Origin of the sequence: Cylindrospermum stagnale PCC 7417, assembly GCF_000317535.1 — a bacterium.
In the GTDB taxonomy this organism is placed as follows: domain Bacteria; phylum Cyanobacteriota; class Cyanobacteriia; order Cyanobacteriales; family Nostocaceae; genus Cylindrospermum; species Cylindrospermum stagnale.
In genome coordinates this window covers 3,982,574-4,004,636 of record NC_019757.1, presented here as the reverse complement: position 1 = coordinate 4,004,636, position 22,063 = coordinate 3,982,574, and the positions used below count along the sequence as shown (strand labels likewise).

The following is a 22,063-nucleotide window of genomic DNA, read 5'->3' as shown; positions in this document are numbered from 1 at the left end:
TAATATATTTTTTTGTTGCCAATGCAACGAGTCGTCTGAGTATATTTACCGCCAATTCACTAGCAAATCATTTCTTTGATAAATCCCTATCATCCATATAATCTCTTGGTCAAAACTACATTCTCACTTTACATGATACAGCGCCATAGCTAGAAGTAAAATTTACCTTAATCTTTCCTTGATCTCAAATCATACCTTGACCCCTAACAAGGTAGAATCTAGCCAGCATAAGTGATTGGTGATGAATACCATAACTGACAATCCCTAATTTAAAATTGATTATGACGCAATGGATTCTACCGACTGCATTTATTCTGGCTGGCTTACTGGCTGGAATCGTTGGCGAAAAAGTTATCTTCAAAAAACTGAAATTATTTGTTGTTAGAAAACAAATTCCTGGGAGTGAAATCATCTTTCAATCCCTGCACCGCATGACCTTTATTTGGTTTGTGGTTGCAGGTTTTTTCTGGGCAATTCTCAGTTCTCCCCTCAAGCCAGATATTGCCATTGCCCTGCAAAAATTTATCACCATCATTTTGATGTCTTCAGTGACGTTAGTCTTAGCCAGGCTGACTGCTGGTTTTGTAACTCTGTTTATTCGTCGCACTGAAGGAGTTTCGACATCACTAATTTCTAATTTGGCTAAGGCTACCGTTTTAATTATGGGTACTTTAATCCTACTGCAAACCCTAGGCATTGAAATTACACCCATCATCACGACTTTAGGAATTGGTGGTTTAGCGGTAGGTTTAGCACTGCAAGATACTCTAGCAAATTTTTTCTCTGGCTTTTACCTAATTATTTCCAAGCAAGTTAGAACCGGAGATTATGTAAAATTAGATGGGGGTCATGAGGGATATGTGACTGATATTACTTGGCGAAATACAACCATCAAAGAAATTTCCAATAATGTGATTATTGTCCCTAACTCTAAGTTTGCAACGTCAACTTTCACCAATTATCATTTACCCGCTAAAGAAATAAGTTTAACCATCAATGTAGGTGTGAGTTATGACAGTGACTTAGAACTTGTCGAACGGGTAACTGTAGAAGTTGCCAAAGAGGTGATGCAAGAAATTGCTCTAGAACTAATAGCAAATGAGCCATATATGCGATTTCACACCTTTAATGATTTTAGTATAGATTTTACGCTTTATATGCGTGTAAATGAATACTTTGACCAGCGGATTGCTAAACACTTATTGATTAAAAAATTGCTGAAACGCTATCAGCAAGAAGGAATTCAAATTCCCTTCCCCGTCAGTGAAGTTTATTTCCCAAAAAATGGACAAAAAAATTCAGCTACGAAGCTGAATTAATTGTTGATATTTAGTTGTCTGCTCTACAACTCAACACAAAAAGAAATTATTTTTTGCCACCAGGAGTCCGGCCGCCTTCGTCGTTACTGCCACCACGAGGACTGGAATTACCAGGATCACATCCTTCCGCACCATTGCCAATTCCTTGGTTGCAATTGCGACGCTCAGGTTTGACGCGTTCCCGTTCCCCTCCCATTTCCATCGGTTGAGTTTCAGTCCGCTGCTCAACTTCAGCTTGTGACTGTGTTTCTGCCACAGCGTATTGCGAGGATATATCCGTTGCACTCCCTGTGCTAACTAGTGATTTGTATAGTAAAGCGCAGACTTCTGCTCTTGTTGCTACCTGTTCAGCATTCAGCAACTTCACATCGGGATAGTTGACAATAACGCCACGTTCAGTCAAGGCAGCAATCAAACTGCGGTATTCGCTACTAATGGAAGTAGCATCGCTGTAAACAGACAAAATATTCGTAGTCGAACCGCTAGATTGAAAATTTAGTCCCCGTGCTAATGCTACCAAAACCTCTAAACGAGTCAGGCTTTGGCTAGGGTTGAATTCCCTACTGGCAACGGTGTTTAAAAAGCCCATTTCATAAGTTTCGCGGATGGCATTGTAAGCCCAATTTCGGCTAGAGACATCCCGAAATGCGATCGCTTGGCGAACCTTAGTTTTGCTATAGGCTTTCCGCAGCAGTGCAGCAAATTGAGCACGAGTCACCGGCGCATCAGGACGGAAACTGCCATCGGGGAAACCCTCAATAACTTCCATCGCTGCCAATTCACCAATAAAATCTTTAGCCCAGTAGTCTTGAGAGACATCAGAAAACGCCACCTGGACGCCTTTAGCTACACCCACCTGGCGATAATAGCTTAACAACTGGCTAAGTTCATAGCTGGAGTTATCGCTAACTTCAGTCAGCTGCACCAAACTACCAGGAGTAACCCTTAAAGCCTCAGCCAAGTTAGAACTAAAGGCGTTAATTGACTGACGCACTAAACTGTACTCACCCTTGGTGTAAGAGGCAGGATAAACGCTGGTTGTCGCAACTGTTGAATAACCTTCAGCTTGGAACTGACTCACCTTGACGGTTTGGGAACTGCTGAGGAAACTAACGCTTTGGTTGCTAACTTGGCTGAAGTAGTCGTAGGTGGTACTGCCGCTATCAACCATGCCGTCTTCGTCAGCATCAACACCATAAACGGTGCGAACGACTCGATATTCTGTAGGATTGGCAGACAAAATCAGGTTAACTGTAGAGTTGGCCGCCAAACATTCAAATTCGCTATAGCCAATAAAGCGGTTTTGAGTATCGTACAGTCTGACAACAACGCGATCGCCTGCTTTAAATCCCTTAACAAATTTGATTTTTTGCTTGACTTTGTACTTGTAATCACCCAAAAACCTTTCTTTATGATACTTCTTGCCATGTTTACCCTTGAGAGAAACACGGGCAATCACATCTGTAAAAGTCCCGGCAGGTTGCCAAATACCTAGGCTAAAACCTGAACTTTTCCCCTTGTAGCCTCGGCTGCGGCCTTTCTTATCATCATTGTCGTCGTCTTTCTTATCAGCTAAAAGTTGTTGCCCAGTCGAATTGCTGAGTGTGAATTCACTGGTGGTAGATACACCTGTTGCTGCATAGGTTGAAGCGATCGGCGAAAACATGACTACAGAAGCAGCTGCAACCACGATTTTGCTCACATGAGCTAGATAACTTGAATTCATATATTTGCTCTCACACCGTACCAAGATACTTGATGGTTAAATGGGCGACAATGTTCCCCCGCCTTAAATTAATCTCTTGGTCTACGTGAAAACTACATCTCGATAATTTTGCTAATGCCTAACTAACCCAACATCTCAGGCATATTGCCTCAACGATAAAATCATCTCTATCAACCGATATAAAAGGAAATTTTGCACTTGTCTGAGACTCCACATCCTCAGAAATAGTAAATTTTTACGACGAAGGGAATGCCAAATGACGTAGCTATTTTTGTAAAATTTCGTTTACAAAATAAAGTATTTTCTTCATAGCAGGTTGTAATAAATATTTGCATATATGCTTAAGTCACACCAAGCTCAGTGGTGGTTAGCTACTTTTGCGCTGGAGAACTGCCCTCCAAAAGCAAAAACTGCTCACAGATGCACATAGCATTCCATTAGCAGTGGTTCTGAGTAGAGCCAGTATCAAATGAGATTAAAAGTTAGCGGCACTTTTGACATGCCATTATCGTTGAACACCGAGTATTGGGGGCAAAGAAAGTGGGAACACAACATTTGCTGATTAGCTGCTGAAAAGCTTGCAGAGAATCACTTAGGATTTGTACAGCTAGCTACCCGTCTAATTTTTTCTCGTTAGCTCTGGAGATTTTGCGGATAGGCTCTTAATTCACTAGCTTTTTCACCTGTTACCCAAATAAGCTAAGGTGTTCAAGCTAGTTTTACGAGACTCTTGAACTTTCTCATCATCGCGGCGCCAGAGCCAGTCAGTGCTAGGATGCCGAGAATGCTGGAAGGTTCTGGGACATCTGCTGGGGGTGGAGTAAATGTGCCGACATATTCTACTTCCAGCGTTGATGCCGCAACTGTTTGAAGTTGGACATCAACATTATTACCACCGCCACCGAGGGAAAAACCCATTAAGGTCGTAGGCTCCAAACTGAAGCTACCTGATCCTAAAAATTCACTAAGATTTGTATTGCTAGAGTCAAATGTGATAGAGGTTGAGCCATTGCCGATTTGGGTTGGGAAGGTTCTTGTTGCACCAGGAGCTACATTATTATATATCTGTTGTGTACCGAACGTCCCACTGATAGGAATTAATGGACCGTTATTATCTACGTATGCAATTAGTGGTGAAGGAGCACCGGCAACTGGATTAAAGTCAAATTGGGTCGCCGCCGCAGTCACCCTAAAGGTACTTGCCGAAGAATTATTGTTCTTGACAGTCCCAGAAGTACTGAGGTTAGTAGAAAGTCTAATGATTACCTGAGTTACCGTTTCTCCTGCTAGCGGAGTGTACTTATCGACTGTTAATACCGCTGCTGGGTTGTCAGTGAGTTCGGTTCTCAGTCCGCTGAACGACGCGGTGTTAGTCTTGAAACTAACTGCATTAGCTGTAGGGGATATAACTAGAGAGGCTAGAGAAACCGAAGCAGCTAGTCCAGCTATCTTCAAAGTTTGATGAAGTGGTTTTGTTGATATCATGATAATTGCGGATACTTATCGTGCAAAATTTTACCCTGTTTAGGGGGGTGATGCAACGCTATTAATAAAACTTTAAACAAATACCCCAAATTATTCTCGAAAAATACATAATCTAATCACCTATTTGTGCATGGAAATAGTTTTTGGCTAACTAGGACTTAACTGAGAGGAAATAGCAGATATGGGGTATGGGTTTACCGTCCTAGAAAAGTGCGTTAGGGAACGCACCCTACGGGTAGGATGCTTAATGAGATGTATCAAAAAACCATTTAAACAGCCTGAAAAAAAGTAAATTTGTACGGTACGTAAGTCCTTGCCACTAACAAAAATGTCACAATTAGTCTACGCTGTAGCGAGTCTAAGTGTGACATTCATGGTTTTTTAAGTTGACTGTCTCCTAAGTATCAACTACGTGATCTTGCCCAGCGAGTTCCTTTCCAAATACTAATAAATAAGACCGCAGAAACTAAAGCGCCTAAATTCCATTTCACAGAACTCTTGAGCAACCTCAGATTTCCAGAAGATTTCTTTGCTTCCCCTTGGGTCTTTATTTGTTTTTTAGCTTGACCAAGTTGTGCGAGAAGTTGGGTTTTTAATTCTTGAGGATCTCTCCCATCTAATGAGCGACCTTGACGCTTAATAAGATTCTCTAATTGTGTGGGTGTAGTTTCGTTCAGTTGCTTTTCAACCTGGTTTGCTTGAGAAACTTGTTGGGTATATTCCTGATTGAATTGCTCAAGGTTGGCTCTATATAGCCGAATGGTGCTAGTAACTCCCAAAGGAATAAGTAATATATACAATAATCCAACCAACAAAGTTAACCAGGATAACAATGCTAAGAGGGGGCGTTCCCATTTGGCTCGTTTTTCCAGCTTTCCAGAAAATACTAACAATAGCGACAATAACGGTACCGCTACCCGTTCTACTAGCGACCCCATTGTTTGAAATTCCCAAGCTGGATTCATCAGATTTAGCGGATAGAAAATCTCAACTATGTCAAAAAAGACTAATAGCAAAAGACCGTAACCAACCAAACGCCAAATATTAATCGACCCGATGAGAGACTCTATTGATTTACCCAATTTTATAGTCTCTACTTCAAGCAATCTATAAATGTCTAGTTCAGGCATAAATTTAAGGTTAGTTTAATGATTTGTTTCGACTTAAAATAGGTCTGACGCTTACGGACGTAAAACCCTTGATTTACCGGAGGGACAATTCCTGAATTCTACATTTGTTACTTGATGTCTAAGTCATATTAAAATTAGGGTTTTGGAAATCGGGGTTGCCACCACTGATACCAAGGAACCCAAATTTTCTCCAAGATTTGGTAGGCAGCCTCAGGTGTAGAATCTCGTAAAGGAATTGACATATATACCCAGAGACAGCGCTTGTCTATCAATGCCTCTTGACCTTGTAATACAGGCAGTATCCGCTCAAGGCGGACGTCTTTGAAGTACCGATTGTTTCTAAACTGTTCATGTGTAAAGGTAGTACCGCCGCGTGGGTTGATACAGGCGCTGAGGTAGGCTTGCTGCTGGTTTACCCCTAGACCGTAGTAGCCTAGCCCCTCTTGCTGACGCATAATACCAGAAGATCTGATCGAAGTGTAGCGCTGGATGAGTGAACTAATATCTGCATTAGATAAATTATGCAAATAGCGCATTTCGATATCTAAGGGTAAGTTGTTGTCAATGTATCGATAATGCTTTTGGGCCAATAGTTCTGGATACTCCCCGGTTGGTGTTTTCAGGGGGTTAGTTAAGCTAGGTTGCCATTGTGGTAGAGGGACTTCTTCTGGAAAAACAAAGGCTTGAATTTTCGGGTTACCTTGGTTCGGCTGTAGAATTACTTTTCCCACGAATAACAGTCCTGTGACAAACGTTAAAGCTAAAAGCTGAATGCGGACTTGTTTCCAGGAAGTCACCTTTATAACTCCGTAGCATTTAGATTTTTTGGTTGATTTATAGAGAGTAAAAACCAGCAGAAACTACCGAAAAATAAAGATGCAATTATGGAAAATATTAGGGAGCCATCTCCAAAATGCCAGTAGTCAAATGCTTGCTTGTCACCTTGTGCTACTAGAACAGCCATGAGGGCTACCCGTACACCGTTGATCATAAATCCTAAGATTGCAGCTACTGTTGGTATAAGGATTTTTTGCTGCCATTTTAGGTTAAATATTAAGATAAAAAGTACGGCTAATCCCAGCAAGTTGAGGATCAGAGCCATTCCAGCACAGTCAGCAATTACTTTTATACTCCCCGTTGGGAGTGTAATTGTGATTCCAGACCGAGTCACTTTAAAGCCTGTGTACCAAAGAATTGCTGTAGAAAATTTAGCAGTGAGTAGCGAGATATCTTTAAAAACTATCGATACTAATTTGTGTGCACTGAGAAAAAGTAATGCCAAAAATTCTATTTTGTATTGCGTTAAACCCTTAAAGCCAGAAGCGAGTAAGGCCAGTCCAAAACCAGAAATTAAAGGGGAGATGAAGAATAAGCCAGCAAAACTTTGCGGCGATGTACTGGTTAAAAACACTGTGGCAATGAGTAACAGACCTAAAATACTAGGAAAAATTCCACTTTCTAAGTTTAAGGTGTAGCGTTTTTCCTTGACTAAAAAACAGACAAATGCCAAAAACAGAAGATTTATTAAAAATACCTCAGAAGTGCTATCTCTCCAGGTTATATTTAGGTGAATAGCTATTAAACTCGCTCCTATTCCTAATAACCATAACTGCACATTTTTTAGTAAGTTCACTGTCCTAGTATCGGTTAGCATCTTTATTAAATTAACGGTAGTTATCAGTCACAGTTTTGATAATTAAAGAACTTTCCTAGGTTGGCTATTGCCGACTTAATCTAAATGACTCAGTTTGTTTATCTCTACTTCATGAAGGTTAACTCAAATTATTGATAATTCAGGTAAAGCTAGGTAGGAAGTTAAAGAATTGTTTTGCGTCTAAGTGGTAATGATATCAGATTTTAATGTCTTTTTCAATACCCTGCCTTGGTATCGCTGTCAGAGTCGGGGTAAGAAACCCCAGTGTTGGGGATTTGGAGGAGACAAGAAAGAGACGAATTCAATAATTTACCCTTTGGACGGAGAAGTTTACTATATAAAAATAATACTTTAGGAATCTTAATAATGAATTTAACTACCCAGCAGCCGCCTTCAGTCACCTTGGAAAAATTCTTGTGGACTTGGCAGGGGCATAAAATTCAGTACACTGTCATGGGTACAGGACGTCCCTTGGTGCTGGTTCACGGCTTTGGTGCTTCTATTGGACACTGGCGGAAAAATATCCCGGTGTTAGCAAATGCTGGCTACCAAGTTTTTGCGTTGGATCTTTTGGGTTTTGGTGGTTCTGACAAAGCACCAATTAATTATAGGGTGGAGGTGTGGGTAGAACTGCTGAAAGATTTCTGCACAGCACAGATTAAAGAACCAGCTATATTTATCGGCAACTCTATCGGCGCACTTTTAAGTTTGATCGTACTGGCAGAACATCCGGAAATTGCTGCTGGTGGTGTGTTGATTAACTCTGCGGGTGGTTTGAGTCATCGTCCTGATGAATTAAACCCTCCACTTAGGATTGTGATGGCAGCTTTTAACAAGTTGGTTGGTCATCCGATTACAGGCAAATTTGTCTACAACCGCATCCGCCAAAAAGCCCAAATTCGCCGCACCCTTTACCAAGTTTACTGCGATCGCCAAGCTGTGACCGATGAACTAGTTGATTTATTGTATACACCCTCTTGCGATCCAGGCGCACAGCAGGTTTTCGCTTCTATTCTCACCGCACCTCCCGGCCCAAGTCCAGAGGAACTATTGCCAAAAGTAGAACGTCCTTTATTAGTAATTTGGGGTGCTGATGATCCTTGGACGCCGATCTCAGGAGCTAAGATTTACTATGAGGCGCAAGAAAATGGCAAAGACATCAAAATTGTGCCCATTCCTCAGGCTGGTCATTGTCCCCATGATGAAGTTCCAGGTGTTGTTAATGCCCAGATTATCGATTGGTTAGCACAAAGGTGATAATTTCGCGCCAAGACGCAAAGATATCAGGAAGAATTTTGTGCTTATGCGCCTTGGCGTGGTTAAAATCTGGGTGAGTATCTCTGACTTTTACTCTAAATTAGACCTTGACAAAATCAATGTTTTGTGATTTCTCAATGGAGTTTGATGTGCAGAATACATAATGCAAGGGTAATTTCGCTCTGGGAAATTTACTCAGATCTACTCACGCAGATTTAATGTTCAATTCTTACTCCGTTGGGAGTATGGAGAAGGAGTTATCTCTCGGTAAGCTTAGAGAGATGAATTCTTTTTTGGAAGCGAAAATGTTTTCAAAAGACTTTTTCAGGGTGTGGAGTCGACTCACTTCCACTGACTCTGTAGCTGTGTCTACACCAGTCAAATGCTGGGAGATGAATTTTCTTTTGGCGACGGTAAAAACCGTTGGCCATTTCCTTAAAAAACATCTCTTGATGTATTTCCCAGATGTATTTCTCAGCTTTTGAGCAAGTTTAGCTAGAAATGAGTAAGTTTTTGTTTACTGATTCAAGCCCCTTCAGTCACTATCCAGATTTTTCCAAACTAGGTTATCAAGTTATTCGCGCACTAGGACGCAACCGAGACGAAGGACGTATTACTTACTTGGCTGATGTTCTTAACTCGAATCAAAAAGTGGTGATTAAAGAGTTCTGTTTAGCTAGTATAGCTACTGATTGGTCAGGCATGAAAGCTTATGATCAGGAAATTGAAATAATGCAACAATTAAATCATCCCCGCATCCCCCGCTATGTAGATTCTTTTGAAAATTTAGGGGATTTTTATTTAGTGCAGGAATATAAAAATGCCCCGTCTTTAGGGTTAAAACGCAGCTTTCATCCGGAAGAAATTAAGCAAATTGCGCTGTCAATTTTAGAAATTTTGGTTTATCTACAAACGCAAGTTCCGTCAATTATTCATCGGGATATTAAACCAGAGAATATTTTGGTAGATGAGCAATTGAATGCCTACCTAGTTGATTTTGGTTTGGCGCGGCTCAGGGGTGCAAAAATGGTTCTCAGCAGCTTTGTAACTGGTACGCCTGGTTTCATGCCACCAGAAGAACAGTTTGGTTATGCTCTGACTGAGGCGTCAGATCTGTATAGTTTAGGGGCAACATTGATTTGCTTACTCACTAACACCCGTGCTGTGGACATCGGTAAGTTAATTGATGATAACTATCGCTTTAATTTACAGAAATTAGTTCCTCAAATTAGTCCGAGTTTTGCTTCATGGTTGAGAAAAATGGTGGCATGCAACCGGAAACATCGCTATAGAAATGCATCTGTTGCTTTGACAGCGCTGAAGCCCATTCAGGTGATTGATTCTGCCACTGGGAAAGATAATTTTATTGCTGCTATCCAAGGGAGAAAACGCCTAACTTTACTGGGATTAACTACTATTGGTCTACTGGCTGTGGTGTCAGCAATTTTGTTGATTTCCCAGCCTGGTGATGCAGGTAAGCGATTGCTAGAAAATAAAGAATGTCTTGATTTTGAATTAAGGGAAAATTGCTTAAAGGAAACTGGATATTAGAGTATCTTGGCTCAGAGAATTCGCGGCTACACAGACACCACCTGGATTAGTCTTTTGGCTCAGAGAATTCGCGGCTACACAGACAAAACCCACCTTTCCTGCGGAACGCTACGCGAACGTGGGTTAAGAAATTCTTGATTTTGTATTAGCGAATATAATTAGCTCAAGACTTTTAAAAGTCTAAAGTCTCGGAACCTAACCCCCCAACCCCCTTCCCTGATAGGGAATGGGGAGTATGAGAATATTTCTTCTCTCTTTACAGCATCTCGATACAATTTGATATTTTACAAACATTCTCTTACACCCCTTCTACTGACAGTAATTATTCGGTTTTGTGTTGTGATAAAGTATGGCTAAGTAAGAAGCCTGTAAGCAACACTTGATAGCGCTGTGAAAAAAATCCTGATTTTGTCGGCTAATCCCATAAATACAAGCCAACTGCGTTTAAATGAGGAGGTGCGGGAAATTCAGGCGGGGTTGGAACGGGCTAAAAACCGAGATAAGTTTGAAATCATCGCTAAATTAGCAGTGCGTACTGATGATTTGCGCCGTGCCCTTTTGGATTATGAGCCTCAAATTGTCCATTTTTGCGGACATGGGGCGGGAGTTGAAGGGTTGGCGTTGGAGAATATCCTGGGGGAAATGCAGCTGGTGAGTACAGAGTCACTAGCAAGGTTATTTAAGTTATTTCAGGATAATATTGAGTGTGTTTTGTTGAATGCCTGTTACAGCGATGTACAAGCTGAGGCGATTTATCAACACATTGATTGTGTGGTGGGGATGAATCGGGCAATTGACGATCGCGATCGCCAATTGAGGTAGATTGTTATCAGACCATCCTCAAACCAGGGGCATTAATTCGCGTCAAAGCTCCCCGGCAGATGGGCAAAACTTCCCTGATGTCAAGGATTCTCTACTATGCTAACCAACAAGGCTATCTGACTGCATCTTTAAATTTTCAGTCAGCAGATGCCGAATTTCTCAGTAATTTGGATCAGTTTTTGCAGTGGTTTTGTGCCAGCATTACTTATGAAGTCAATCTACCAGATAAATTAGAAAATTATTGGCAAGGGGTTTTAGGTAGTAAGAATAAATGCACAAATTACTTTCAACGGTATTTGTTAGCCGAGATTAATCGCCCCATCGTTTTGGGTTTGGATGAAGTGGATGAAGTCTTTAAATATCCGACAATTGCGGCTGATTTCTTTGGGTTGTTGCGGGCTTGGCATGAGCGGTCAAAAAATGACCCAATTTGGAAAAATCTCCGTTTGGTAATTGTCCATTCCAAAGAAGTTTATATCCCTCTGAATATTAATCAATCGCCGTTTAATGTGGGTTTACCGATAGAGTTACCAGATTTAAATCAGGCACAGGTAAAAGATTTAGTTCAGCGTCATCAACTGAATTGGACAGATTCACAAATTGCCGAATTGATGACTTTGGTTGATGGGCATCCTTATTTAATCCGGGTGGCGCTTTATCAAATTGCCCGTGGGAGAATGACACTGCCAAAACTCCAACAAATCGCGCCAACTGAGGAAGGGCCTTACAGTGACCATTTGCGCCGCCATTTGCTGAATTTGCAACAGGATGGCGAATTATTGCCAGCATTTAAACGAGTTGTGGCAGCCAAGGAGCCTGTAGATGTGGGAAATTCCGAGGCGTTTAAACTCCACAGTATGGGGTTGGTGAAGCTGCAAGGTAATAAAGTCAAGCCTTTGTGCGAATTATATCAGCAATATTTTAGCGATCGCCTGGGAGTGAGATAATGAACTTAGAAACCCGCCCTGGCTATGAATATCAGGTTGGGGGTAGTTTACCTGTTGATGCTCAAACCTATGTTATCAGGCAAGCTGACTCTAACCTTTATCAAAGCTTGAAGGCGGGAGATTTTTGTTATGTCCTCAACTCCCGACAAATGGGAAAATCTAGCTTGCGGGTGCAGGTGATGCAGCGGTTGCAGACAGAGGGGTTTGCTTGTGCAGTCATTGACATTACCGCCATTGGTACCGCAGACATCACTCCTGAACAATGGTATGCCGGAGTTATTGATAGTTTGGTGGGGAGTTTTAATCTTTATACTAATTTTGATTTAGATATTTGGTGGAATGATAACGGCTTGCTGTCGCCGGTGCAGCGGTTTAGCAAGTTTATCAAAACTGTTTTGTTAAAACAAATTACTGAAAAAATCGTTATTTTTATCGATGAAATTGACAGTATTTTGAGTTTGCAATTTGAGCTTGATGATTTTTTTGCTGTGATTCGAGATTGCTATAACCGACGAGCAGACCAACCCGAATATAATCGCTTAACCTTTGCTTTGCTTGGGGTTTCTACACCTTCAGATTTAATTCAAGACAGACGGCGGACACCTTTTAATATTGGTAAAGCGATTGATGTAACTGGCTTTCAACTTCAGGAGGTCCAACCATTAGCAGCGGGTTTAGTAGGAGTTGGTAATTCTCAAGAGTTGATGCAGGCGATATTAAATTGGACTGGGGGACAGCCTTTTTTAACGCAAAAGGTTTGTAAGTTGGTGGTGCAAGAATTAAAGAATGACCTCTCCAGCAATCTAGCGGAGAGGGGAGTAAGAGAATTGGTGAGAAGGCGAATTATTGAAAATTGGGAAGGGCAGGATGAGCCGGAACATTTAAAGACGATTCGAGACAGAATTTGGCAAAGTGGAGAACAGCGGACTGGGCGATTATTGGGGTTGTGTCAGCAAATTTTGCGGCAGGGGGGAATAGTTGCTGATGACAGTCCAGAACAAGCAGAACTACGGTTAACTGGGTTGGTGGTGAAGCGGGATAGCAAGTTGCAAATATATAACCAGATTTATGCAGAGGTGTTTAATCGGGAATGGTGCGACAAGATTTTAGCAAAGTTGCGTCCTTACTCTGATGTGTTGAGTGCTTGGGTTGAGTCGGAACGCTTGGATGAGTCGCGCTTGTTGCGGGGAAAGACTTTGCAGGATGCTCAAGAATGGTCGGTAGGTAAAAGTTTGGGTGATTTGGATTATCAGTTTTTAGCTGCTAGTCAGGAATTGGAAACGCGAGATGTTAAAAAAAGATTGGAGGTGGAAGAACAAGCAAAATTAGTTTTGGTAGAAGCGAACCGCAAAGCTAAACGACAAATTCGGATTGGTTCTGTGGTGTTGGGTTTCGCTTTAGTGGGGGCTGTGGCATCATTTATAGTTACCCAAATAAGTTTAAAGACATCTAACGATGCGATCGCCACAGCAAAACAAGCTAAGTTAGAAACAGACAATGCTCAGGCAGATTTGAAAAAGGCTCAGGCAGAAAACGAGCAGATATCACAACAGGCAAAGGATGCCGCAGGAAGACGAAAGACAGCAGAAGCCAAGACGAAACAGGCTAATGTTCAATTGAATGCTGCAAAAGTTAACTTAGCAAAAGCTAGTCAGCAAGTTAGTCAAAATTATCTACATTTGGCAAGTTTCCCCTTTGTCATGATTGCGCTGGGAAATGTGTTATTAAACAACCCTCGCAGAATAAACTCTGAGGCTAATAACCAAAGCCGTCTCAAGACGACTGAAAAAGAGTTTCAGTCCGTTTTAACGGACTTCAGCTATTAGACTGGGAATTAATTCCCAGGCTTGCATTTTGCACGCCTTCGATTAAAATCGCGGAACTACCAGAACAAAGCCTGCCAAAGCCGCTCTCACAGGACTAAAGCTGCGTGTCACGAAAAATAAAATTTTTTGCTTGTAGTAAGGGCTTCAGCCCTTATTTTGTTCGCGTAGCGTCTCCGACAGGAGATAGAGAGGACTAAAGTCCTCACTACAAACTTAAAATAATCTGCTAGTTGTGTAAGTCCTATCCAAAATCCTCTATTTTTCATTAGTCCAGGTCGGTGGACTTTGTTTTTATAGCCGCGACTTCCAGTCGTTAGGGCTAGGTTCTTCAAACCTCCGGTTCCACTCCCATCGCTCTTAACTGTGCTGCTAATCTCTCAGCCCGTTGGTGTTCTTGTTCTGCTCGTTGGCGTTCTTGTTCTGCCCTTTGGGCAATTTCCCCATAAGTTAAAAAAGCTGTACCATCAGGGTGGTAAAGCTGCAAAGTTTCTTCACCCAAAACAAAGCGAATTTTTAAACGCGGACTAATAAAATCTGCCATTTGAGGGATGACATCTAAACCCTCTTCAGACCGTAACCAACCTTGTAAATAATTTTTCTCTGGATCATATATGTAATATTCTTCCACTCCATAGCGGTCATAGAAAAGTAACTTTTTCTCCATTTCGATTTTGCTGTTGCTGGGAGAAAGAATTTCAAACACTACTTGGGGCGGGATGCCTGCATATTCCATTGCATATAGGATAAGCGATCGCTGGAGAGCGGGCGCTTTGCGCCATCGCCTTTTGGTCTGCCAATTACCACCAACACATCAGGCGCATTAACAATTCCATTCTTTCCTTCCACCGGATACCAAAATAAATCCCCTGCCACAAACACATTCGGGTCATGAGCAAATAACCAATCTAAATTTTGTTGAATTTCCACTAGAGAGCGTAACTGAATCGGATTATTTGCCACTGGCTGTCCGTCGCTATCTGGATAAATCACCTCTGACTGAGTTGGTGATTGGATTTGGGAAACCATAATCTATAACCTCAGCAGGATTTTCTCTGACCATGCTACCAAATTACTAGCTTGTGGGTATCAATCTAGAATAGCCACCCGCTAGAACAGTACAATTGTTCTACAATAAGAGCGATAAAGATAGTATTATTAAGGACTGTTTCACAGCGCAACATTTTTCAGCCTGTCAATATGTCAGACCAACCGCTAGCAGCATCCTTAAACGGACATCTTCCGCACCCCAGCCACAACAGCCAGAATACCATTCGGATTCGCGGTGCTAGGCAGCATAATCTGAAAAATATTGATTTGGAACTGCCACGCGATCGCTTGATTGTGTTCACAGGCGTTTCTGGTTCGGGTAAGTCTTCCTTGGCATTCGATACGATTTTCGCCGAAGGACAGCGGCGTTATGTGGAATCTCTCAGCGCTTACGCCCGGCAATTTCTCGGACAGTTGGATAAACCGGATGTGGAAGCGATTGAAGGCTTAAGTCCGGCGATTTCCATTGACCAAAAATCAACTTCCCATAATCCCCGTTCGACAGTGGGGACGGTGACGGAGATTTATGATTATCTGCGGCTGTTGTATGGTCGCGCCGGTGTTCCCCATTGCCCGATTTGCGATCGCTGTATTGCTCCCCAAACCATCGATGAAATGTGCGATCGGATCATGGAATTGCGCGATCGCACCCGTTTCCAAATCCTCGCCCCCGTCGTTCGCGGCAAAAAAGGCACCCACCGCAAACTTTTATCCGGTTTATCGTCCCAAGGTTTCACGAGAGTTAGGGTCAATGGGGAGGTGCGAGAGCTATCAGATTCGATTGAGTTAGATAAAAATAATACACATACCATTGAATTGGTAATTGACCGCTTGGTGAAAAAGCCTGGCATTCAGGAGCGTCTAGTTGATTCTCTGTCTACCTGCCTTAAGCAATCTAACGGAATTGCCATAATTCAGGTATTGATTGATACATTGGCAGAGTCAGCGCTAGAGCGGTCTGATAGTAAGTATATAGTAACAGATCCAAAAGATAATGGTATTTCCTCACAAGAATTACCTCCAGAATTAGTATTTTCTGAGAATTTTGCTTGTCCAGAACATGGTGCGGTAATGGAAGAATTATCACCGCGCTTGTTTTCGTTTAATTCACCTTATGGTGCTTGTCCCCACTGTCACGGCATCGGCACTTTAAAAAGATTTGCGCCGGATTTGATCGTCCCTGACCCAGAAGCGCCGGTATATGCGGCAATTGCCCCTTGGTCAGAAAAGGAAAATTCCTATTATTTGGAACTGCTGTATAGTTTAGGACAAGCTCACGGCTTTGAGTTACAGACGAACTGGAGCAAATTGAGCGGCGAACAGATCCAAATTATTTTGTATGGAGAACCAGAAGCAAGCACGAAGGAGCAGAAAACCCAGAATTTTAAAGGGGTAATTCCCATACTGCAAAGGCAATATGAAGGTGGTTCGGAACTAATTAAGCAAAAGTTGGAAGATTATTTAATTGATCAACCATGCGAAGTTTGCGGCGGCAAGCGGTTAAAACCGGAAGCTCTGGCGGTGAAGTTGGGGCAATATGGGATTTTAGATTTCACTGGGGTGTCGATTCGAGACTGTCAGGAGCGAACAGAGAAGTTACAGTTAAGCGATCGCCAAACACAAATCGCCGATTTAGTTTTGCGAGAAATCAAAGCCAGATTGCAATTTTTATTAGATGTCGGCTTAGATTACCTCAGCCTTGACCGTCCAGCCATGACCCTTTCCGGTGGCGAAGCTCAACGCATTCGCCTAGCAACACAAATCGGTTCAGGATTAACAGGAGTTCTCTACGTTTTAGACGAACCAAGCATCGGTTTACATCAACGAGATAACGGACGCTTGCTGAAAACCTTAACGAGATTGCGCGATTTAGGAAATACATTAATAGTCGTCGAACACGATGAAGAAACCATTCGCGCCGCTAATCATATAGTTGATATTGGCCCAGGTGCAGGAATTCACGGCGGCAATATTATCGCCCAAGGCGATATAGAGACATTACTCGCAGCCGAAGATTCCTTAACCGGTGCCTACTTATCAGGAAGACGAGTAATTACCACCCCAGGAAAACGCCGCGAAGGCAATGGACGAAATTTAGTCATCAAAGATGCCCATCGCAACAACTTAAAAAACATCGATGTCGAAATTCCTTTAGGTAAACTCGTTGCTGTGACCGGAGTTTCCGGTTCTGGCAAATCTACCCTAATTAACGAATTACTCTATCCGGCATTACAGCACCACCTGCTGAAAAAAGTGCCGTTACCCAAGCATTTAGGGGAAATCAAGGGATTAAATGCCGTTGATAAAGCGATCGTCATTGACCAATCACCCATTGGAAGAACACCACGTTCCAACCCCGCAACATACACCGGCGTTTTCGATGTCATTCGCGATGTCTTTTCCCAAACAGTAGAAGCCAAAGCCAGAGGTTACAAACCCGGACAATTTTCTTTCAACGTTAAAGGTGGACGTTGTGAAGCTTGCGGTGGACAGGGTGTAAATGTCATTGAAATGAACTTTCTCCCTGATGTTTACGTGCAATGCGAAGTTTGCAAAGGTGCGAGATATAACCGCGATACATTGCAGGTGAAATATAAAGACAAGTCAATTTCTGACGTTCTCAACATGACAGTTGAAGAAAGTTTAGATTTCTTTCAAAATATTCCCAAAGCCGTCACTCGCTTACAAACATTATTTGATGTCGGTTTAGGTTACGTGCAATTGGGACAACCAGCAACAACCTTATCTGGTGGGGAAGCGCAACGAGTGAAGTTAGCAACAGAACTATCTCGACGCGCTACAGGTAAAACCCTTTATTTAATTGATGAACCAACAACAGGATTATCTTTTTACGATGTCCATAAATTATTGGATGTTTTGCAGAGGTTGGTGGATAAAGGTAATTCGATTTTAGTTATTGAACACAACTTAGATGTGATTCGTTGTTCTGACTGGGTGATAGATTTGGGACCAGAAGGTGGTGATAAAGGCGGAGAAATAATTGTTGCCGGCACACCGGAAGATGTGGCGAAAAGTTCTCGGTCTTATACTGGGGAGTATTTAAGGCAGGTGTTAAAGCAATATCCAGCAACTGTCTGAATCAGGATTTTGAGGATTTGAGGATTTTCAGGATTTAATCTTTTCATCTCGTTCCCAGTCTCCAGGCTGGGAATGTTGTTTTTGTCTCACGCAGAGTCGCAGAGTCGCGGAGAGAAAGGCAGTAATATTAAAGTAGAGAAAACTATACCTCAAAAGCTGTATGAGCCTAACTATTCAAGATGTAGAAAGACTACAACAAAAGCTCCAAGATGAACAACAGGACTACCAAATAGAACTGCAAGAAGGAAATATTCTAGTTATGGGGCCATCAGACATCGAATCTAGTGAAATTGGCGCTCAGTTGATTTTTTTATTAAAACTTTGGATTAATCCTCGTAAACTTGGGCGGATATTTGACTCAAGCGGTGGGTTTATTATGCCCAACACAGACTTACGCGCCCCAGATGTTTCTTTCGTTGCGGCGGAAAGACTAAAACGCACAGTGCGAGATTTTGCTCAGTTAGTACCTGATTTGGTTGTCGAAATTAAATCTAAAACAGACAGAATTGCTAAATTGCAAGATAAAATTCAGCTATTTTTAGAATTGGGTGCAAGGGTAGCAATATTAATTAATCCAGATACGTTAACTGTGAGCGTATATCGTCCCAATGGTGATATTGAAGTTTTGACAGGAGATGATAAGTTAACGATTATTGAGTTATTTCCTGGTTGGGAAGTTGCTATTTCTGAACTGTGGCCACCTGTGTTTGAGTAGATTTTTTTATCTAACGTAAAAATGTCTGAATCAGGATTTTGAGGATTTAAAGATTTACAGGATGATCACTTCGATCTCGTTCCCAGTCTCCAGACTGGGAATGCCGTCTTCGAGGTTCTACCTCCTGTATTGTAGAGGCAGAGCCTCTAGATATGCATTCCCACGCAGAGCATGGGAACGAGTGCAGGTTATGTGTTATGTTTGTATAGATACAAACTATACTTAAAATATTTCGATGAATATGCGTGACTTATTCCCTGGTTATTATCAACCCACAGAGGAAGAGTTTGCTGAACTTTGGAAAGAATGTATTTTTTCATTCGACACAAATGTTTTACTTCATATATATCGTTACTCTCCTAAAACAAGAGAAAGATTGTTTGACATTCTACAAAAGCTTCAGGAAAGAATTTGGATTCCTCATCAGGTAGCTTACGAGATTCATAAGAATCGCTTAACCGTGATATCTTATCAGTCAGGAGCTTACAAAGAAATCCAAACTATTCTAGATAAGAATCTAAGTATAGGAACCTTGAAAGAGCAGTTATTCAAAAATTACAAAAGACATCCTTTTATTGATGTAAACCAAGTTATAGAATCTATTGAGCGAGTAATTAAAAAAGTTGTAGATGATTTGCAAACTACGAAGCAAGCACATCCAAATTTTCTCAAAAACGATGAATTGTGGGATAAATTAATAGACATCATAAATGGTAAAATTGGTCAACCAAATAGCAAAGATAGATTAAAAGATATTTATAAAGATTCTGAACAAAGATTTAAAGATTTAACACCTCCAGGATATGAGGATGCTAATGACAAAAAAGCACCTGATAAATATGGTGATGTTGTGCTTTGGCGACAATTAATTGATTATGCCAAATCTGAGAGAAAACCTATAATCTTTGTGACAGACGACGACAAAGAAGACTGGTGGCTAAAACATGATAGAAAAATCATTAGTCCCAGACCAGAGCTAGTACAAGAAATGCTAACTGAAGCTGACGTTAAATTCTATATGTACTCATCTGATAGATTTTTAGATTATGCTCAGGAGTTTCTAAATCTTTCAGAACAGCCAGACGTAATTGAGGAAGCTAGAGAAATTAGGATACAGGATGCAGAATTACAAACACATATTTTTGAAGAAAAAAAGCCGCGTGATCTAAAATTATCGGTCAAAAGAGTAGCTTTACGCGTAAAATTGAGACAGATTGATGAAGATCGAAGTTATCTCCTAAAATATAAGCAAGAAATAGAATATTTAAAATTGTCTGGTGCTGACACCACAAAATTAGAGTTTGATAACGAAGAAGCACTAACTCTCTTGGATAAGGAATACCACATATATCAAAATAGGTTAGCAAAATTAGAGGATGTCCGAGAAGTATAAATTCACACTTAGATAGTCAAATAGAAGCTGCGGCACTTTCACAAAACAAAAGCGATTATATAGATAACACATTTACGTTCTTCTTAGTGCCTTTGCGTGAGATAAAAAACATTGACTCAACCAATTCCGAAGTCAGACTAGAAAGAGAGAGTAATTCTTCCACAACCTCTAAAAATTGCTCATTCTCAACTGTAAGCATCGCCCCTTTTCCCCCTTCTTCCCCTCTTCCTTCGCGCTCTTTGCGTCCTTCGCGGTTCGTTTCTCACCCACCCCCAACACAAACGCCAAAATCAGAAATAACTGATCTTCTCTTGGCGGTCTTGGCGTCTTGGCGGTTCGTTCCTTACCCACCCCGACACAAACGCCAAAATCAGAAATAACCGATTAGATGAATTTCTCTCTGCGTCCTCTGCGCCTCTGCGGTTCGTTTCTCACCCACCCCCAACACAAACGCCAAAATCAGAAACCGCAGATAACTAAATATCATCCCCCCTTTGCCAAAACTGAGCTAAAATCTCCCCCGGTTTCCTATCCCAAACATCAACATGCTCATATATCAAATTATCCGAATTAAACTTATAAGTCGAGTAACCATTAAAAAACAACCGCGCCTTCCAGGGAACACGCAAAACACCCCGCACAGTCCACTTCGCTAAAATCGTATCTGCCGCTGACTGAGATACCTCATGGACATCAAAGAAAATTTGCGTAAAAAACAGCCGTGCATGAAAACGCAAAGTCCAAAATATAATGCGATAGTTAAACTTATATTTAAACTTATTCACCGGATCTTGAAAAAAGATATCCTTTGAATAGATATCATAAGAAATATCTTGCTCAAAAAGAGTTGGTAAATCTTGTTTGAGAACATGAATTACCTGTTCCACCTGCAATTGTGATTTCATATTCTTGAATATATTGCCATTATTAGCCTATCTTTTAACAGATGCCTTGACCAGACAAACCAGCCATAATTTATTTTAACAACAGTTAGATTCTCCTCTGGAAAAGATAAAAGATATGTCTGTCATCGAAACATCTTGGACACACGCATACATCACAACCAACGGCGTAAAACTGCATTACGTCACCCAAGGAGAAGGTCCATTAATGCTGATGTTGCATGGGTTCCCTGAATTTTGGTACTCTTGGCGGCATCAAATACCAGAATTTGCCAAAAATTTTCAAGTCGTCGCTCTTGATTTACGCGGCTACAACGATAGTCATAAGCCAAAAGAACAATCAGCTTATGTAATGGCTGAATCAATCAAAGACGTTCAAGGAATAATTCAAGGGCTAGGATACGAAACCTGTATTTTAGTTGGACATGACTGGGGCGGTGCGATCGCTTGGAATTTTGCCTACGCCCATCCCGACATGGTAGAAAAACTAATTATTCTCAACCTCCCCCATCCAGCCAAATTCGCCGAAGGCTTACGCACTCCCCAACAACTGCTACGCAGCAGCTATATCTTCCTATTTCAACTACCGTTGCTACCAGAATTACTTCTACAAGCTGCCGACTATGCCCCAATTGCCAATGCTATTCAAGGTACAGCAGTTAATAAAAGCGCTTTTACCCCAGCAGACATTGACGCCTATAAAGATGCCGCAGGCAAACGTGGTGCCCTCACAGCCATGTTGAACTATTACCGCAACATTTTTCAGTCGCCAACACCAAAGAAAACTTGGAGTGTCCTAGAAGTGCCCACCCTATTGATTTGGGGCGAAAAGGATGCTGCACTCGGCAAGGAACTTACTTACGGCACTGCCGCCTACGTCCGAGACTTCCAAATTAAGTATATTGCCAATTCTGGCCATTGGGTGCAGCAAGAACAGCCTGAGTTAGTCACACAGTATATGCGGGAATTTCTCTCGGTTTAAGTTAAAGCCTAGGCACTTGATAGGAGGAAATACTTAAGGTAGTGCAATTGCTTAAAAATATTTAACATTAGGCTTAACTGAGAAAATCGTGCAGTTTTCATCAGTCAGCTATAGCGCAAAAACAGACTCAATAGCATTCCCGGCATTATCACCCAAGCTGAGAAATGTTCCTTCCATCCGGTGTAGTGCATTACCATTCTCAAGCAAT

General features: G+C 41.6%; 14 protein-coding genes and 2 pseudogenes. 9 read left to right on the top strand and 7 right to left on the bottom strand.

All coding sequences use genetic code 11. The features are described from left to right. Positions 1-281: 281 nt before the first annotated feature. The gene (locus CYLST_RS16685; RefSeq protein ID WP_015208898.1) at positions 282-1,319 is read left to right on the top strand and encodes a mechanosensitive ion channel family protein; all 1,038 of its coding nucleotides are present in this window, start codon (positions 282-284) and stop codon (positions 1,317-1,319) included. 46 nt (positions 1,320-1,365) lie between these two features. On the opposite strand, the gene CYLST_RS16680 is transcribed toward CYLST_RS16685, so the two are convergent. The 5 genes from CYLST_RS16680 to crtA all read right to left on the bottom strand — a co-directional run bounded on the left by CYLST_RS16680 (position 1,366) and on the right by crtA (position 7,314). Beyond that, positions 1,366-3,045, bottom strand: coding sequence for an S-layer homology domain-containing protein (locus CYLST_RS16680; RefSeq protein WP_015208897.1), 1,680 nt, complete (start codon positions 3,043-3,045; stop codon positions 1,366-1,368). A 708-nt stretch (positions 3,046-3,753) separates the two neighbouring features. After that, a complete protein-coding gene (locus tag CYLST_RS32335; RefSeq protein WP_015208896.1) occupies positions 3,754-4,530 on the bottom strand; it encodes a choice-of-anchor E domain-containing protein in 777 nt (258 codons plus the stop codon). A 404-nt stretch (positions 4,531-4,934) separates the two neighbouring features. Beyond that, positions 4,935-5,660 (bottom strand): HpsJ-like protein, cyanoexosortase A-associated, encoded by a 726-nt coding sequence (gene hpsJ-A, locus CYLST_RS16670; RefSeq protein ID WP_015208895.1) that lies wholly within the window; start codon positions 5,658-5,660, stop codon positions 4,935-4,937. Between the two features lie 134 nt (positions 5,661-5,794). After that, the gene (locus tag CYLST_RS16665; RefSeq protein ID WP_015208894.1) at positions 5,795-6,457 is read right to left on the bottom strand and encodes a cyanoexosortase A system-associated protein; all 663 of its coding nucleotides are present in this window, start codon (positions 6,455-6,457) and stop codon (positions 5,795-5,797) included. A 2-nt stretch (positions 6,458-6,459) separates the two neighbouring features. Further along, positions 6,460-7,314 carry a cyanoexosortase A gene (gene crtA / locus CYLST_RS16660; RefSeq protein WP_015208893.1) on the bottom strand — a complete coding sequence of 285 codons (855 nt, stop codon included), beginning with the start codon at positions 7,312-7,314 and terminating at the stop codon, positions 6,460-6,462. A gap of 366 nt (positions 7,315-7,680) precedes the next feature. Here crtA and CYLST_RS16655 point away from each other — a divergent pair, with 366 nt between their 5' ends. The 4 genes and pseudogenes from CYLST_RS16655 (at position 7,681) to CYLST_RS16635 (ending at position 13,717) form a co-directional block, all read left to right on the top strand. Next, entirely contained in the window at positions 7,681-8,571 is an 891-nt protein-coding gene (locus CYLST_RS16655; RefSeq protein WP_015208892.1) for an alpha/beta fold hydrolase, read from the top strand. A 501-nt stretch (positions 8,572-9,072) separates the two neighbouring features. Further along, positions 9,073-10,122: a serine/threonine protein kinase gene (locus tag CYLST_RS16645; RefSeq protein ID WP_015208891.1), complete on the top strand. Its 1,050-nt coding sequence runs from the start codon at positions 9,073-9,075 to the stop codon at positions 10,120-10,122. Positions 10,123-10,512: 390 nt separating this feature from the next. Next, positions 10,513-11,891 (top strand): annotated as a pseudogene (locus tag CYLST_RS16640) (AAA-like domain-containing protein). Beyond that, positions 11,891-13,717, top strand: a complete 1,827-nt coding sequence (locus CYLST_RS16635) for an AAA-like domain-containing protein (protein ID WP_015208890.1) — start codon at positions 11,891-11,893, stop codon at positions 13,715-13,717. Before CYLST_RS16640 ends, CYLST_RS16635 begins: the two are co-directional and overlap by 1 nt. A gap of 328 nt (positions 13,718-14,045) precedes the next feature. On the opposite strand, the pseudogene CYLST_RS16630 reads toward CYLST_RS16635, so the two are convergent. Then, positions 14,046-14,743: pseudogene (locus CYLST_RS16630) on the bottom strand (Uma2 family endonuclease). 171 nt (positions 14,744-14,914) lie between these two features. On the opposite strand from CYLST_RS16630, the gene uvrA reads away from it, so the two are divergent. The 3 genes from uvrA to CYLST_RS16615 all read left to right on the top strand — a co-directional run bounded on the left by uvrA (position 14,915) and on the right by CYLST_RS16615 (position 19,971). Next, positions 14,915-17,863, top strand: coding sequence for an excinuclease ABC subunit UvrA (uvrA, locus tag CYLST_RS16625; RefSeq protein ID WP_015208889.1), 2,949 nt, complete (start codon positions 14,915-14,917; stop codon positions 17,861-17,863). Between the two features lie 160 nt (positions 17,864-18,023). After that, a complete protein-coding gene (locus CYLST_RS16620; RefSeq protein ID WP_015208888.1) occupies positions 18,024-18,578 on the top strand; it encodes a Uma2 family endonuclease in 555 nt (184 codons plus the stop codon). Positions 18,579-18,813: 235 nt separating this feature from the next. Next, positions 18,814-19,971, top strand: coding sequence for a PIN domain-containing protein (locus tag CYLST_RS16615; protein WP_157162599.1), 1,158 nt, complete (start codon positions 18,814-18,816; stop codon positions 19,969-19,971). A 476-nt stretch (positions 19,972-20,447) separates the two neighbouring features. Here the strand turns inward: CYLST_RS16615 and CYLST_RS16605 are convergent, their stop codons facing one another. Continuing rightward, a complete protein-coding gene (locus CYLST_RS16605; protein WP_015208885.1) occupies positions 20,448-20,876 on the bottom strand; it encodes a C6orf136 family protein in 429 nt (142 codons plus the stop codon). 115 nt (positions 20,877-20,991) lie between these two features. On the opposite strand from CYLST_RS16605, the gene CYLST_RS16600 reads away from it, so the two are divergent. Further along, positions 20,992-21,855 (top strand): alpha/beta fold hydrolase, encoded by an 864-nt coding sequence (locus CYLST_RS16600; RefSeq protein ID WP_015208884.1) that lies wholly within the window; start codon positions 20,992-20,994, stop codon positions 21,853-21,855. Positions 21,856-22,063 lie beyond the last annotated feature (208 nt).